The organism is Endomicrobiales bacterium (assembly GCA_023228045.1).
Taxonomy (GTDB): domain Bacteria; phylum Elusimicrobiota; class Endomicrobiia; order Endomicrobiales; family JALOBY01; genus JALOBY01.
Genome location: JALOBY010000008.1, coordinates 1 through 15872 on the forward strand (window position 1 = coordinate 1; position 15872 = coordinate 15872).

Annotated in this window: 16 protein-coding genes and 1 CRISPR repeat array; of the genes, 14 read left to right on the forward strand and 2 right to left on the reverse strand. The window is 43.1% G+C overall.

Annotated features, from left to right (window positions below):
- The 10 genes from cas3 to M0Q46_02775 all read left to right on the forward strand — a co-directional run.
- A partial coding sequence (gene cas3 / locus M0Q46_02730) for a CRISPR-associated helicase Cas3' (GenBank protein MCK9582525.1) occupies positions 1–1516 on the forward strand: 1516 nt, incomplete at its 5' end.
- Positions 1503–3002, forward strand: coding sequence for a type I-E CRISPR-associated protein Cse1/CasA (gene casA, locus M0Q46_02735; protein ID MCK9582526.1), 1500 nt, complete (start codon positions 1503–1505; stop codon positions 3000–3002). The genes cas3 and casA, both read left to right, overlap by 14 nt.
- Positions 3002–3520 (forward strand): type I-E CRISPR-associated protein Cse2/CasB, encoded by a 519-nt coding sequence (gene casB, locus M0Q46_02740; GenBank protein MCK9582527.1) that lies wholly within the window; start codon positions 3002–3004, stop codon positions 3518–3520. The genes casA and casB overlap by 1 nt, the downstream gene beginning before the upstream one ends.
- Positions 3501–4103, forward strand: coding sequence for a type I-E CRISPR-associated protein Cas6/Cse3/CasE (cas6e, locus tag M0Q46_02745; protein ID MCK9582528.1), 603 nt, complete (start codon positions 3501–3503; stop codon positions 4101–4103). Before casB ends, cas6e begins: the two co-directional genes overlap by 20 nt.
- Positions 4104–4139: 36 nt before the next feature.
- On the forward strand, positions 4140–5291 hold the full coding sequence (gene cas7e / locus M0Q46_02750) for a type I-E CRISPR-associated protein Cas7/Cse4/CasC (GenBank protein ID MCK9582529.1): 1152 nt from the start codon (positions 4140–4142) through the stop codon (positions 5289–5291).
- A gap of 11 nt (positions 5292–5302) precedes the next feature.
- Positions 5303–6028: a type I-E CRISPR-associated protein Cas5/CasD gene (gene cas5e / locus M0Q46_02755; GenBank protein ID MCK9582530.1), complete on the forward strand. Its 726-nt coding sequence runs from the start codon at positions 5303–5305 to the stop codon at positions 6026–6028.
- 65 nt (positions 6029–6093) lie between these two features.
- Complete coding sequence (gene cas1e, locus M0Q46_02760; GenBank protein ID MCK9582531.1) at positions 6094–6918, forward strand: type I-E CRISPR-associated endonuclease Cas1e; 825 nt, start codon at positions 6094–6096, stop codon at positions 6916–6918.
- A complete protein-coding gene (gene cas2e / locus M0Q46_02765) occupies positions 6896–7183 on the forward strand; it encodes a type I-E CRISPR-associated endoribonuclease Cas2e (GenBank protein ID MCK9582532.1) in 288 nt (95 codons plus the stop codon). The genes cas1e and cas2e overlap by 23 nt, the downstream gene beginning before the upstream one ends.
- A 49-nt stretch (positions 7184–7232) precedes the next feature.
- Positions 7233–11105: direct repeats of the CRISPR family, unit length 28 nt; unit sequence GTCTTCCCCGCGCGAGCGGGGGTGTTTC.
- A gap of 247 nt (positions 11106–11352) precedes the next feature.
- Complete coding sequence (locus tag M0Q46_02770) at positions 11353–11892, forward strand: nucleotidyltransferase domain-containing protein (GenBank protein MCK9582533.1); 540 nt, start codon at positions 11353–11355, stop codon at positions 11890–11892.
- Positions 11877–12317 carry a HEPN domain-containing protein gene (locus tag M0Q46_02775; GenBank protein MCK9582534.1) on the forward strand — a complete coding sequence of 147 codons (441 nt, stop codon included), beginning with the start codon at positions 11877–11879 and terminating at the stop codon, positions 12315–12317. Before M0Q46_02770 ends, M0Q46_02775 begins: the two co-directional genes overlap by 16 nt.
- Before the next feature lie 92 nt (positions 12318–12409).
- Here M0Q46_02775 and M0Q46_02780 read toward each other — a convergent pair whose 3' ends face one another.
- Both M0Q46_02780 and M0Q46_02785 read right to left on the reverse strand, forming a co-directional pair.
- Positions 12410–12667 carry a hypothetical protein gene (locus M0Q46_02780; protein ID MCK9582535.1) on the reverse strand — a complete coding sequence of 86 codons (258 nt, stop codon included), beginning with the start codon at positions 12665–12667 and terminating at the stop codon, positions 12410–12412.
- Positions 12667–12936 (reverse strand): AbrB/MazE/SpoVT family DNA-binding domain-containing protein, encoded by a 270-nt coding sequence (locus M0Q46_02785; GenBank protein ID MCK9582536.1) that lies wholly within the window; start codon positions 12934–12936, stop codon positions 12667–12669. Before M0Q46_02785 ends, M0Q46_02780 begins: the two co-directional genes overlap by 1 nt.
- 427 nt (positions 12937–13363) lie before the next feature.
- Between M0Q46_02785 and rpmH the strand changes: the two genes are divergently transcribed.
- The 4 genes from rpmH (at position 13364) to yidC (ending at position 15728) form a co-directional block, all read left to right on the forward strand.
- Positions 13364–13498, forward strand: a complete 135-nt coding sequence (gene rpmH, locus M0Q46_02790) for a 50S ribosomal protein L34 (GenBank protein MCK9582537.1) — start codon at positions 13364–13366, stop codon at positions 13496–13498.
- Between the two features lie 2 nt (positions 13499–13500).
- Complete coding sequence (rnpA, locus tag M0Q46_02795; GenBank protein MCK9582538.1) at positions 13501–13875, forward strand: ribonuclease P protein component; 375 nt, start codon at positions 13501–13503, stop codon at positions 13873–13875.
- The gene (gene yidD / locus M0Q46_02800; GenBank protein ID MCK9582539.1) at positions 13872–14120 is read left to right on the forward strand and encodes a membrane protein insertion efficiency factor YidD; all 249 of its coding nucleotides are present in this window, start codon (positions 13872–13874) and stop codon (positions 14118–14120) included. The genes rnpA and yidD overlap by 4 nt, the downstream gene beginning before the upstream one ends.
- Before the next feature lie 81 nt (positions 14121–14201).
- On the forward strand, positions 14202–15728 hold the full coding sequence (yidC, locus tag M0Q46_02805; GenBank protein ID MCK9582540.1) for a membrane protein insertase YidC: 1527 nt from the start codon (positions 14202–14204) through the stop codon (positions 15726–15728).
- Positions 15729–15872: the final 144 nt, after the last annotated feature.

Below are 15872 nucleotides of genomic sequence, written 5' to 3' on the forward strand. Positions count from 1 at the left end.
TTCAAAACGCGGTCTGTTGGCACCATTTGCGGTAGGAACAATCGATCAGGCATTAATGGCAGTGATGAATGTAAAACATGGTTTCGTGCGTACATTTGGTCTGGCTGGCAAGGTGGTTATTTTAGACGAAGTCCACAGCTATGACAGTTATACAGGTACCATTCTGAAGGAATTGGTAACGGCACTTCGTGCGTTGCATTGTACCGTGATTATATTAAGTGCAACGCTGACTAACGAGCAAAGATATTCAATTATGGGTATTTCTTCAATTAAGCTTCAAACCGAAAATGAAGTTCATCCATATCCCCTTATCTCGGCATATCCCAATAATGGGATTCTTGATGAGATAGAAACAGAACAACTGCCAAAATCTCAGGTTATGATTCGTATTTCACCAAATGATGACGAAGCTGTAAATGAAGTAATCAATCGCGCACAGAGAGGGGAACAAGTTCTTTGGATTGAAAACACGGTATTTGAAGCACAGGAGCGGTACTGCCGCTTGGCTGCAATAGCAAAAGAGAATGGAATTGGATATGGGCTCATGCATTCACGGTTTTTGAAAGTCGACCGTCAAAAGAATGAAGACACTTGGGTAAACATATATGGTAAGGCAGGACATGCTTTGCGCAATAAGCAAGGAAGAATTCTTATAGGCACACAAGTATTAGAGCAGTCATTGGATATTGATGCTGACTTTTTGTTAACGCGTCTTTGTCCTACCGATATGCTGTTTCAGAGAGTTGGTCGATTATGGAGGCATCGTGAGAATGATGCCATTCGCCCAGTGGAGGCTCAGCGTGAAGCATGGATTCTGGCACCAGTTTTTGTTGATGCAGTTCAGCGGGAAACAGCTTTTGGCAAATCTTCTAAAGTATATGACCCATATATTTTGTGTCGTACTCTTGAGGTCTGGCAAAATGTTTTATCTGTATGTCTTCCTAATGATATTAGGTCATTGATTGAAGCAACCTATATTAAACGAAATGAGACAGGTAATATGAAAATATATGAAACAAAGATGGAAGAACAGCGTGACAAATTGTCTCGGTTTGCGCTCATAGGGGTTTCACAAGGTGGTAAAACATTGCCTGAAAGCAAGGCATCTACACGGTACTCTCAAATACCAACGGTTAATGTTCTCTTAATAAGAGCGTATCGTTCTGATGTGGGAGTGATAAGATTGCAATTACTTAATGGTTCTGAATTGATATTGACAAAGCGTGCCGATGCGCATTCTCGTCGCAAAGTAGCGTCTCAACTATTGATGAACACTGTAGTGGTTCCTGAGTACATTGCACCAGTAACAGGAAGAAAGCAAATATCATGGTTATCGGATTATGTTTATTTGGGTGATGAGTTAGAGAGTCCATTTCGGGCGGCCATTGTTATGGAAAGTGGTGAGCTCAAGGGGATAGGGGCGACTGTGATTTCAGAAAAATATGAGTTGTATTATGATAAATGTTTAGGGTATCGGGCAAAAAAGAAAGGAAGGAGTGATTATGATGGAGAATAAATTCAATCTGGTGGATGAACCATGGATTCCTGTTGCAGGCGTGGGTTTAGTCAGTCTTGCCGAAATATTTTCTAAACCAAATTTATCTGCACTTGGTGGTAATTCGGTTCAAAAGATAGCTCTAACGAAACTACTTCTAGCTATTGCGCAGACTGCCTATACACCACAAGATGATAATGACTGGGAAAGTGTGGGCGCATATGGTATGTCAAAGAAAGCCTTAGCGTATTTGAAAGACAACAAAGATTTGTTTTTTTTGTATGGCGAAAAACCATTTTTGCAGATGCCTGCTATTGTAAAAGCTGAGGTACAAAGTTTCGGAGCAGTTCAGTCTTCAATTGCATCTGGAAATACAACTGTATTAATCCAGAGTCAAGTTGAGAATGAGTTAAGTGAAGCAGAAAAAGCTGTGCTGCTTATTCAAATGATGGGGTTTGGATTAGGTGGTAAGAAGACCGACAACAGCGTTGTGTTGTCTCCTTCCTATAAAAGAAAGAATAATGATAAAGGGAAACCATCTACAGGGAAACCCGGAACGGCAGTTGGTTTTTTAGGTTTATTGCACAGCTTTATGCAGGGAGCATCTTTAATGGAAACGATATGGCTTAATCTTTTAAATAAAGAAGATATTAAAGAATTAAGAGTTTTACCAGAAGGTCTTGGCATTGCCCCTTGGCGTAAGATGCCACAAGGAGAAGATTGTTCTACTGCTAAATCCTTAAAAAACTCGTATATGGGGCGTTTAATCCCTATGTCCCGGTTTGTGCTTGTAGTGAAAACTGGTATGCATTATTCAGAAGGTATTGCCCATCCTGGATATTCCGATGGTGTTGTGGATGCTAGTGTGGCAGTTGATAATTCTAAGATAAAGCCAAAAGTACTTTGGTCCGATCCTGCAAAAAAACCGTGGAGGCAATTAGTGTCTTTGTTGTCATTCATGGATAGTGAAAAGAAGGGAAATTATGATTGCCTGCAATTGCGCCTTGGTGTTAAGCATGTCAAACAGTTGAAAATGAAATTTGGCGTATGGTCTGGGGGGTTAAGAGTAAGCAGTAATGCAGGAGAACAGTATGTTTCCGGTTCTGATGATTATGTTGAATCGGAAGTGCAGTTAAATACAGAAATGTTTACGAAAGGCACATGGTTTTCTATGCTTACACAAGAAATGGATATATTAGATAAATTCTCAAAGATCTCATATAGCGCAACAATGGGCTACTACAAAGCACAAAATGCAACAGGAAAGGAACAGGCGGTGTATGCTTCTAATTTGTTCTGGCAGCTTTGTGAGCGGAAATTTCAATCACTCGTAAATGCCTGTGATGGAGTTTACGGTGAAAAACTAAAAGCGCTTCGTAAGGTCTTTGCTGTCTTTGTAGATAAAGCTTATAACACTTACTGTCCGAATGATACTGCGAGGCAATTAGATGCATGGGCAGCTCATAAGCCCGATTTGTCTACATATTTGTTTAACAAGGAGGGGTAATGGATATGGTTGAAGCCGCAAAGGTAAGCAGAGGACAATCGTTTGTAAAATTTGCTTTGGGTAGAATTAAAAACGACAATGCATTCAGTGCTGCTTTGAGTAGAGCTGATAACCCGGCAACAGAATCACAGGCATGGGAATACTTAGCTCATTGGTGCGATCTTGATAAGGATTGGGAAAGACGACCGTTTGCTATAATAGCAGCTGCCGTTGCTCGTGCTAAACCTGCTACAGATGGGATGTTGGGGATTGGCAAGGCGATTGCGTTGTGTTATGACGACGGCAATAAGTCAGATTCAGCAAAATCAAAATTGCGTCGGCTTCTTTCATGTGATTCAGCTGAGGAATTGTGTATTATTCTGCGACCGTTATTAAGCTTAATCGCTTCAAAGGGTGTTCGATTAAATTATGGTCAACTGCTAAACGATCTTGTATATTTTGGTGATGGTGAAAAGAATAAGCAAAAGTGGGCAGTTGACTTTTATGGGAGGAGGGGAGATGATAGCCTCGGTGCTTAAGCTAAATCGTACCGACTGTAAAGCACTTAAACTGGAAGATGCTTACAGCATTCATAGAATTGTTTACTCGTTATTTCCTAAACTAAATGAACAGACACGAGACTTTCTTTTTGCAGATAAAGGTGGTGATTTTAACAGCCGCCAAATACTGATACTTTCAGCCCGCGCCCCTGTGGTGTCAGAATTTGGCGAGCTAACCTCAAAAGAAATCCCGAAGTCGTTTTTAGCATGGGAACACTATGGATTTGAGGTAACCGTAAATCCCACCCAGCGTAATGGCCCATCTAAAACTACAATGCCCATCAAAGGTGAAGAAAACTTGCGTGTATGGTTTCTTCAAAAAGCTGGAACATGGGGTTTTGATGTAGAATCTAATAGTTTACAGGTCTGCAGGGTAGGGGTTGTTAGGTTTGATAAAACAAAAGATAAAAAACAATTTTCTCATACTCATAGCACAGCGACTTTTATAGGCAGACTTAAGGTTATTGATAGGAAATTGTTTAAAAATAGTTTTGAGTCGGGTCTTGGCAGAGCAAAGGGTTTTGGTTTTGGTTTACTACAAATAGTTCCATTAACAAAATAGTATTATAAAACAAAAAAATCATAGGAGGCATTTCCAATGTCACAAAATCAGTATAATAATCTCATCGTTGAGTTTCACATTCTACAGTCATTCCCTGTTACCTGCCTGAACCGTGATGATGTAGGTGCGCCAAAGACGGCGATTGTTGGTGGTGTTACCCGTGCCCGCGTAAGCAGCCAGTGCTGGAAGCGTCAAGTGCGTCTTGCGATGCATGAGTTTGGTGCGACAATAGGCACCAGAACGAAGTTGATTTCTGACCTAATTTTTGTAGGATGTAAAAGTAATGGGGCATCTGATAAACAGGCGCGCGATTGTGGTGACAAAGTTGAGCAGATATTTATCAAAAAAGCTAAAGATTCAACGCTGAAAAAGGCAAAGAAGCAAAAAGATACTGATGTTGCTGAAGAGATTCCAGAAGAGGATGAAGGCAAAGACAAAACTGATACGCTTTTATTCTTCAGCCCAAAAGAAGTAGAAATTCTTGCGAAACTTTTTAAGGAAAATGGTTTTAAACCAGATGCTGTAATCACTGAGACGAAGCCAGATAAGCAAGCCAAGGAATTAGCAAAGATAATTGGGAAATATAATCAACATGCTGATGCTTTGGATATTGCCTTGTTTGGCAGGATGGTTGCCCAGGCCGCAGAGATGAATGTTGAAGCAGCTGCTTCATTCTCTCACGCTATTTCTACACATAAAGTCACAAATGAGGTGGAGTTCTTTACTGCGCTTGACGACAATCAAACAGAACAGGGTTCAGCCCATATGGGTAGTTTAGAGTTCAATGCTGCTACTTATTATCGGTATGTCAGCTTAAATGTGGGACAGTTGAGCAAGACCCTCATCGGAAACAATATCAAAGATGTAATTGCTACATTTATCAAGGCATTGTATGTTGCCGTTCCAAATGCACGGCAAACAACGCAATCAGGTGCTTCTCCGTGGGAGTTTGCGCGTATTCTGGTTCGGAAAGGTCAAAGGTTGCAGGTTCCTTTTGAAACACCTGTTGCAAAGGCTGTTAATGGCGGGTTCATAGAAAACAGCAAGACAGCATTGTGCTACTATTTGGATAAAAATGAAAAACTTGCCGGTTCTCTATTTGGAAAGGTCAAAAGTTTTGATTTTGGAGTTGATGAAAATTTTAATGTTGACAAACTGATAGAAAGTATTAATACGGCGATCGCTTAGAGGTGTTACCCATGGATACCAGATACATATTACTTTGGCTGGAAGCACCAATGCAGTCGTGGGGTGCGGATTCAAAATTCGGAAGAAGGGATTCACTTCCTTTTCCAACAAAATCGGGTGTAGCTGGGCTTCTTCTCTGCGCGCTGGGTGCGTCAGGGCCACAAACCGAATTACTTGAAGAGTTGGCAACTCTCAGGCAGACAGTGGTGTCTTATGCCCGTCAGTGCAAAGGCAAAGACTCTTTGCTGAACAAAGTTGACAGGGAGCCCTTATTACGGGATTTTCACATGGTGGGTAGTGGATACAATGATGATAATCCGTGGGAATCGCTATTAATCCCAAAAACCAGTGAAGGTAAAAAAGCTGTAGGCGGTGGTACGAAGATAACTTACCGCTACTATTTACAGGATGCCAAGTTTGCTGTTGTGATGGAAGTGCCAGCGTTGCGCTCCGATGAATTTGCAGAAGCTCTACAGCACCCTATCTATGATTTGTATCTTGGTCGCAAGAACTGTGTGCCCACAGATTTTATCTTTCATGGCATTTTTGAAACTCAGGAAGTAGCATTGCATAATGCAGAGATGCTTGCACATGAAAAAGGTCTTTTGATAGAAGATTTTCGAGTCGTTGATGGCGAAGATGAGAATGGCGATTCTATTACATTGAATGATATCCCTGTTCAATTCGGGGAAGTGAAACGCTATCGCGATAGGCGTGTAACGGTGATAACCAAATGAGTGCTTCGTCGCTAACCCCGTCGGATCGATTACTAATCAAGGTCACCAGGGAAAATCTTCCTCAAGTGAAAGACAAGTATCCGTTTCTATATTTGGAACGAGGACGCCTTGAGGTGGATGATAGCAGTGTAAAATGGATAGACAGTGAGGGCAATGTTGTCAGGTTGCCAATTGCAACAATTAACACATTGTTGCTTGGACCTGGCACAGCCATAACGCATGAGGCAGTAAAAGTAATAACATCTGCAAATTGTTCTGTATGTTGGGTTGGAGAGGATTCATTGTTGTTCTACGCGGTTGGGAAAAGCCCTACAGCCGACACACGAAATATGCGAGCACAAATGCTCTTGGCTTCAGATGATAAGAAGTCTGTAGAAGTTGCCAGACGAATGTTTGCCCGACGATTTCCAATGGCTGACTTGGCCGGGAAAAACCTTAAAACTATGATGGGAATGGAAGGCTATCGCGTGAGGGAACTCTATGAGCAGAAAGCTGGGCAGTATAAGGTAGGATGGAAAGGCCGTTGTTTCCAGCCGGGCAAATTTGAAATGGGTGATATAACTAATCGGGTTTTAACATCTGCGAATGCCGCACTGTATGGCATTTTAACCTCAGCGGTATACGCTATGGGATACTCTCCACATATCGGTTTTATTCATTCAGGTAGTCCGTTGCCATTTGTATATGACCTTGCCGATTTGTACAAAGAAAAGCTATGTATTGATCTCGCTTTTTCTCTAACATACGATATGGCAGGTCAGTATAATAAAGCAAAGGTTGCTTCCGAATTTCGAAAAAGAGTTATTGAAATGGATTTATTGGTAAAAGTCGGGCAAGACATCCAATCTGTTTTGGTAGGGGATAACTATGTTAGTGGTGATTGCAAATGATATTCCTCCAGCAGTGAGAGGAAGAATGAAACTATGGTTTGTTGAGCCTCGCCCCAATGTGTTTGTTTCTGGGGTTCAGGATTCAGTTGCAGACGATGTAGTAACATATCTGTACAATTATTGCCCTGCTGGGTCCGGGCTGATGGTGTTTCGAAAAGCTAAACACACTCCTGGTTATAAAATATTGGGATTAGGAGATACCAAAAGAAATCTGATTGAAATTGATGGACTTCAGTTGGTTCAGGAAAAAGATGGAGTTTTGTAAAGTACACCATATTTTGTGTTTTTGATTTAGTTTAACACAATCCTTTGATGTCTTCCCCGCGCGAGCGGGGGTGTTTCTATGAAAAAAGAAATTGAACAAATTATTCCTAAGTCTTCCCCGCGCGAGCGGGGGTGTTTCATTATGGCATTGGTATTGGTGCGTACACCAACGGTCTTCCCCGCGCGAGCGGGGGTGTTTCCGAGCATTTGTGCCAATGGCAATGGATGACGAAGTCTTCCCCGCGCGAGCGGGGGTGTTTCCATAGGTAACACCTAAAAGTGCATATATATAGGGTCTTCCCCGCGCGAGCGGGGGTGTTTCTATATATGCCCTCGTGCGACCCCGTTGAGTACAGTCTTCCCCGCGCGAGCGGGGGTGTTTCTGTGTTAGTGCAAATATAGTAGTTAATATATAAGTCTTCCCCGCGCGAGCGGGGGTGTTTCTATATTGTGCTACGATTATGCGAAAACGTAACAGTCTTCCCCGCGCGAGCGGGGGTGTTTCCTTAAAAAACATTTGCTATAATTTAACTGTAACGTCTTCCCCGCGCGAGCGGGGGTGTTTCCATTGCTTTCATTTTCTTTTGTGGTAATATCTTGTCTTCCCCGCGCGAGCGGGGGTGTTTCCGATTGAAACAAATACTACCAAAACTGGAAAAAGTCTTCCCCGCGCGAGCGGGGGTGTTTCTTGTGCTTCCTGTTCTTTTTTATTTTCAGACAAGTCTTCCCCGCGCGAGCGGGGGTGTTTCTGTACTCCCCTTTTATTTTGTTGAAACTTTTAAGTCTTCCCCGCGCGAGCGGGGGTGTTTCCGATATAGGCGATATATTTCTCATTCCTATCAGGTCTTCCCCGCGCGAGCGGGGGTGTTTCTCAATATCAACTAAAATTTCCTCGCCATCAATAGTCTTCCCCGCGCGAGCGGGGGTGTTTCCATAAAACAGTCAAAAATCACCTGTGCGTTAGAGTCTTCCCCGCGCGAGCGGGGGTGTTTCTATATATGCCCTCGTGCGACCCCTTTGGGTACAGTCTTCCCCGCGCGAGCGGGGGTGTTTCTTCCTTGCGTTCTAAAAATTTCCGTCAATGTAAGTCTTCCCCGCGCGAGCGGGGGTGTTTCTGAATATGGAATAATGCTCAATTCTATACTTTAGTCTTCCCCGCGCGAGCGGGGGTGTTTCTAAGCATCAATAAAAATATTTTGTCGCCCAAAGAGTCTTCCCCGCGCGAGCGGGGGTGTTTCCTTGCACACGCAAAAGAGGAGTGAATACAGACAGTCTTCCCCGCGCGAGCGGGGGTGTTTCTAGGGTTTCGGCTTCAAAGGGGATAAAAAATGAGTCTTCCCCGCGCGAGCGGGGGTGTTTCTGATTCCCGTGTTTCAATCTTTAAGCAGGGGTGGTCTTCCCCGCGCGAGCGGGGGTGTTTCCAATTCCGACGGTTATATGTCGCACGATAACGGGTCTTCCCCGCGCGAGCGGGGGTGTTTCTTATTACAAAAGGGGCTGATGGCTCTGCGAAAGGTCTTCCCCGCGCGAGCGGGGGTGTTTCTTGAGTAAGGTCTCTTGTGAACTTTGTAGGCATGTCTTCCCCGCGCGAGCGGGGGTGTTTTATTAAAGTATTATTTTTATTAAGAGTAAATGATGTCTTCCCCGCGCGAGCGGGGGTGTTTCTAATTATGACTGATTTTGGTGCTTGCGGTTCTGGTCTTCCCCGCGCGAGCGGGGGTGTTTCCGGATGCGTATCTTGCGCTAAATGATGGGTGGGGTCTTCCCCGCGCGAGCGGGGGTGTTTCTAAACATTTAGGGGTATTTTTTGTAAGCGGATAGTCTTCCCCGCGCGAGCGGGGGTGTTTCTAAAGATGGGTACTTTTGGGGTAGGAAAAATGAGTCTTCCCCGCGCGAGCGGGGGTGTTTCTTGGGTATATTGCATTTGTCATCTCCGAGCATAGTCTTCCCCGCGCGAGCGGGGGTGTTTCCTACCAGAACTATTAAAAAACGCAACACTAACCGTCTTCCCCGCGCGAGCGGGGGTGTTTCTTGCGATGGCGCAAAATTTTCAATTGTAGAAAAGTCTTCCCCGCGCGAGCGGGGGTGTTTCTCTTCTTTGGTATAAATTGAGTTTGTTGTTTCCGTCTTCCCCGCGCGAGCGGGGGTGTTTCCATCTTTGCGCCGTCAAAATCATATAAATCTGCGTCTTCCCCGCGCGAGCGGGGGTGTTTCTATTTTCTTGACACACAAGAACAAAGGGGTTGGGTCTTCCCCGCGCGAGCGGGGGTGTTTCCACTTGTTGTTCCACCTGTTCGCAACGATATAGGTCTTCCCCGCGCGAGCGGGGGTGTTTCTGCGATTGTAGTTAATTACTCAACAGGGGTATTGTCTTCCCCGCGCGAGCGGGGGTGTTTCTAATGGCTAAAAAGGGCAAATTCGTTTGGGGCGGTCTTCCCCGCGCGAGCGGGGGTGTTTCTTAAATATCTAATATTCACCAAGGCGACCGTAGGTCTTCCCCGCGCGAGCGGGGGTGTTTCTCCTTTAATGTATTTATGCTTTTAAGGGCTAATGTCTTCCCCGCGCGAGCGGGGGTGTTTCTAATCCAATCTTTTATTCCAAAACCACCTTTTAGTCTTCCCCGCGCGAGCGGGGGTGTTTCCGGTCTCGCTTTGCTTCCCTGCTCTGGACATTAGTCTTCCCCGCGCGAGCGGGGGTGTTTCTTAGGCATAAGAAAATTGGGAGTTGGTGAGGTCGGTCTTCCCCGCGCGAGCGGGGGTGTTTCCAAAGAATTGTTTTATCTTCTTTTTGATGGTGCGTCTTCCCCGCGCGAGCGGGGGTGTTTCTATACCGTCTTTTTGGGATCGCTGGACGATGAAGTCTTCCCCGCGCGAGCGGGGGTGTTTCTAAAGCTTTTGAGCTGTTAGGCAAGCATTTAGAGTCTTCCCCGCGCGAGCGGGGGTGTTTCTAAAAATAATCCAACTCGCCAAAATTCCCCAGAGTCTTCCCCGCGCGAGCGGGGGTGTTTCCTGATTTTTTGTAGGTTTCATCTTCGGCGGTAGGTCTTCCCCGCGCGAGCGGGGGTGTTTCTAACTATCAGCCGAAATCCAAGTAATAAATTCAGTCTTCCCCGCGCGAGCGGGGGTGTTTCTATACTTTTAATGATTTTTATTTAACTGCTTTTGTCTTCCCCGCGCGAGCGGGGGTGTTTCTTTCAAACGGGGCGTATTTTAAGCTAGGGAGCAGTCTTCCCCGCGCGAGCGGGGGTGTTTCGTTGGCTTGATTATGCTTATGCAATAGAAACGGGTCTTCCCCGCGCGAGCGGGGGTGTTTCTGTGATAGTGCAAATATGGCAGTTAATATATAAGTCTTCCCCGCGCGAGCGGGGGTGTTTCTGAAAGCACCGTTAAATGGTTATTTATGGAAATGTCTTCCCCGCGCGAGCGGGGGTGTTTCTTACGAACGTGTTAAAGTTTTAGGTGAAGCTCTGTCTTCCCCGCGCGAGCGGGGGTGTTTCTACCAAGTCGGGTCGTTTTTAGCGAGTTCGTACGTCTTCCCCGCGCGAGCGGGGGTGTTTCTTACGAACGTGTTAAAGTTTTAGGTGAAGCTCTGTCTTCCCCGCGCAAGCGGGGGTGTTTTAGAAAATAAATTAAATGATATTGCTTTATCACTGTCTTCCCCGCGCGAGCGGGGGTGTTTCCTACAAATTTTATATTATAAGGCACAGCGGTATGTCTTCCCCGCGCGAGCGGGGGTGTTTCTCAAGCGATAAAAAAGGCATCCCGTTGGACTGAGTCTTCCCCGCGCGAGCGGGGGTGTTTCTTATTGGTCTTCAAATTAAAAGAGGCTGCAGATGTCTTCCCCGCGCGAGCGGGGGTGTTTCCGGTAAAGCTTTTATACTCACCAGACGGAAAAAGTCTTCCCCGCGCGAGCGGGGGTGTTCTAAATGAGGTCGTGACATTTTGTCACGGGCTTAAAAATTACAAATTTTGTAGGTTTTGTTAGAAAGGTCTTAAATATTACGGATTGCGAAGCAAGTCGTGGGTGCCTATTTTGCTGTATTTACAACCTCAGAGTATTTTGCACTGTCACTTTGAACTCATAAACTTCTCAATACAAACAATTGACAAATAGACACAAATCTATTATAATAGACACGCATCTAATAAATTAGACCGTACGGAATACCTTATGAAATCGCTTGAAACTCTTATTTATTTTACTAATCACCAAAAAATTCTTAAATTTCTTTTGGCACATCCAGACCAAAAATTTTACGACCGACAAATATCACATTTAGCTGATGTGAGTCGCGCGGGCACAAATTTTGCTTTGCGCGATCTTGCCAAAGCAGGGCTTTTGGGCAGTGAAAAGCACGGAAGAATGAGTTATTACCATATCTCGCTTCACTCGCCGCTTGTGCGCGAAATGAAAGTGTTTTTGAATATGGTGACACTCTCGGATTTGCTTGAAACTCTCAAGCCGCTTTGCAGAAAAGTTGTTCTTTTTGGCAGTGCAGCAAAAGGCACAAACACCGCCGAAAGTGATTACGACTTATTAATCATCACAAATGAAAAACAAAAGGTAAGCAGCATAATTATGAAAAGTAAGATGCGCGAAGAGTTGCAAACGGTTGTTGTAACACAAAGTGAATATGCCGGCATTAAAATAAAAAATCCAGTATTTTATAAGGAATTGCTTGAGGGGAAAGCTTTATGGGAAAAAGAGTAAACCCGGATTTTCAAAAAGGGCTTGAAAAGAAACGCATAGTGCCATTTGCTCAAGCAATTATGCTTGTTGATGATGAATTACGCGCAGCTAAAGATGATCTTACAGAAGCACAAGACAGATTGAGCAATCAAAAGTTTAAATATACAACTGTTGCCGCTTATTATTCTATGTTTCACTCCGCCCGCGCACTTATATACTCAAAAGGGTACCGTGAAAAAAGCCATTACTATCTGCTTGTGGCCTTGCGTGCACTTTTTGTTGACACTGACTTATTACCAGAACAACTTGTTGTAGAATTTCATGATGCAATGGTGTTGCGCGAGGATGCCGACTATCACGCGCAGTTTTCTAAAGATGGGGCAGAAAGTGTGGTTTCGGCAGCAAAAGAAATGATTTCAAAAGCAAAAAAACTGTTGAATAAATGAGTTACTTTTCTTTCGCTGGTTTATCTTTTACTATCGGTAGGTTTTTCGGTTTGTTGCGCAAGTTGGGGAATGTATTAAATAGGTTTTCTATATTACGGATTGCGAAGCAAATCGTGAGTACCTATTTTGCGCAGATAAACAATATCGCCGGATTTTTGGTAAGTAATTCTGTAACTATCTGATACTCTTAACTCATATATTGCGTCTTGCCCGGCCATTTTTTTGTGGCCTAAAGATGGATGCTCAGAATCTTTAGCGAAAAGCTCAAGCACTTTCTTTGTTCGCTCTTTTATTTCAACAGGAAGTTTTTTATAAAGCTTAGTGAAAGTTCTTGTGGCTTCTATATGCATTACTTATCAAGCTCCTTGAAGAGCTGTTTTAAGTTTTTTGTTTTTGTGGTCTTGCCTTGCTTTATGTCGTTAGTTGCTTCAGCTTCGTCTTTCTGCCACTCGGGGGTGTAAAAATATGCCTGATGTTTTGGTACCATCACCTGTGGCTCAATAATAATCTTATTGCCTTTTAACTCTATATCCAAATAATCATTTATACGCAGTTTGAGCAGATGCGCTATTTCCCTTGGAAGTGCTATTTGGTAGTTTTGGCCTAATTTTCTTAACATAATATTATCTCCTTTTATTTCGCCAGTATTATAATATGATTTTCATATTTTGTCAATATCATATTAACTTTTTGTAAACACAAGATGATTTCTACAATTATACAGGCAACAACGCAAAAAGTTGAAAGAGCAACTCAAATAAGGTATAATCCGCTGAACTCGGACTTTGTAATAGGTTTGAGAACCGAGACGAAAGAGATGGAGGCAGTTTTGACGCAAAATTTGTAGCGAATGGTTATTCCATTAGCAAGGATTTTGCGGATAAAAATGTCCCATATCTTTTGACGAATTCCAAATCCTATTGCAAAATTCGGGTTAAAATAAACAGGGCTTTTTAACAACTTTGCGAACTTAAGCAAAAATACCAGCTTTCTTGCTTAACTCCAAAGAGTGTTATAAATCTTTATTAAACTTAAGGGATTACACTATGAAAAGAACTTTTCAACCAAACAAAACTCGCCGTAAAAAGAAACTTGGCTTTCGCGCAAGAATGGCTACCCCGGGCGGCCGGGCGGTAATTAGCAGGCGCAGAGCAAAAAAGCGCGTTACCCTTTCTGCCTAAGTATGGTCGAAATCTCCTATAAATTTCGCTGGACAGAGCGGCTCCACTCCATAAGGGACTTTGAGAATGTTCTAAGAAAGGGTCGGAAGTTTTTTCATCCGGCTTTTTTGGTTTATGTTTACGATAGAAATGATGGTAAAGCAACCGTACGGCTTGGCCTTATTACAAGCCGCAAAGTTGGAAATGCAGTACAAAGAAATTATGTTAAAAGGCGCTCTCGGGAAGTTTTTAGAACTACCAAACACTTATTAAAACCGGGCGTTGACATTGCAATTGCAGCAAAGCCGCAAGCCGTAAAGTTGGATTTCTGCTCTATTAACATTGCTCTCCGTGCACTTTGGCGCAAAGCAGAAATTTTGGACAAAACAGTTTTATGAAGAAATTACTTTCAGGCCTTATTCGCATATATCAGCTTTTTTTTCATTCGGCTTTTCCAAGCTGCCGCTTTCAACCAACTTGCTCAAACTATGCTATAGAAGCCCTTAACACGCATGGTGTGTTTAAGGGTATTTTGATTTCTGCCTGGCGCTTATGCCGCTGTCATCCTTTTTCAAAAGGCGGGATAGACCCTGTGCCAGAGGCAAAAGTGGTAAATAAAAACACACCAAGGTGTAGTATTTAAAATTTCCCGTTTTTTACTAAACATATAAATAAAATATCAAGTTACAAAAAATAAATATTAAAAATGGAGAGCTAAACTAAAATGGATAAAGATAAACTGTTGGGTATAACACTAATTTTCATTATACTTATTGGCTGGTCACTCTATACGGCAAAAAATCGTCCTAAGCAAATTGTGCAAAACAATGCTATTGCAACAAGCCAAACCCAACAAAGTGCGCAAAGTATAGCGCAGCAACCACAACAATTAACCGCTATAGCACAAAACACCGATGACAGTAGAAAAGAAACTATTATAGAAACTCCTGCTTATAAAGCGGTTTTTTCAAGTAAGGGCGGTTCTATAATAAGCTGGCAATTAAAAGAAAAAAATGGCTCCATGGTTGAAATGCTGCCTTCAAAAGTACCGGCACTCTCCACATTTCCTGACTCAAACTTTTTTATTCTTGAACAATCTGAAAACAAAATAGTTTATGCCACCGCCTTAACAAACGGAACGCAAATAACAAAAACCTATAATCTCACACAAGATTATTTACACAAACTAACCATTTCGGTAAAGTCACCTTTGGGTGTGCAAACGCCTATAAGTATGCCTTTTGGCCCGGGCCTTGGCACTATTGCAAGCGAAGAAAAAGAAAATGCCGGCCTTATGCGCCCAATAGCATTAACCGCGAACAAACCAAAAGAACTGCACAAATTAAAAACTCAGTCATATACCGCGGGTGATTACAAGTGGCTTGCAATAGATAACCGCTATTTCTTATTTGCCGTTATACCTTCTTCACCATCGGCCTTTACTTCCATTGCGTCTTACAACGCCGGCAAAAAAACGCCGCCGGAACTTACGCTTAACGCAACTGCAGAGCCAACCTTTGAAACATCGTTAGATTTTTACATTGGGCCAAAGGGCTACAAACATTTAAAGTCGCTGGGTGTTGGTTTAGAAGAATCTATTGATTTAGGTATTTTTGGTTTCTTAGGCAAGTGGGCACTGGTCGCCCTTATTTTTCTTTACAGCATTACACACAACTACGGCTGGGCAATTGTGCTTTTAACATTATTTTTGCAAATTCTTGTTTTCCCGCTAACGCTTAAAAGTTTAAGGGCTTCTACCGCAATGCGCAAAATTCAACCACTTATAAAAGAACTCCAGACAAAATACAAAAACGACCCAAAACGGCTTAATGTTGAAATGATGAACATTTATAAAACCCAAAAAGTGAACCCGCTTGGCGGCTGTTTGCCAATGCTTTTGCAAATTCCAATTTTCTGGGCTCTATTTACAACACTTAGAAATGCCTATGAGTTACACGGTGCCGGCTGGATGTTTTGGATACACGACCTTTCGTTAAAAGACCCTTACTTTGTTTTGCCAATACTTATGGGTATTGGCACATTAATTCAGCAAAAGATTATGTCACCATCGGCCGACCCATCACAGGCGATGATGGTTTACCTTATGCCCGTAGTTTTTACCATAATGTTTTTAAATTTCCCTTCTGGTCTTGTGCTTTACTGGTTTACAAATAATTTATTAACTGTAATTGAGCAACTTGTACTAATGAAAATTGACGCAAGCAAAGAAAAATGTTCTCTTACAATTTAGGAAAGGGTTCAGCGAACAAAGTGAGCGACGACGAAACGGGAAAACCTTAGGTTTTCCCTTGTAGAGCGGTTTGGCGAAATCATATTAGCCAAACCAAGTATGAACGAAGCAACCATAGACCTTGCAATAGGTGTTAGGAACGAG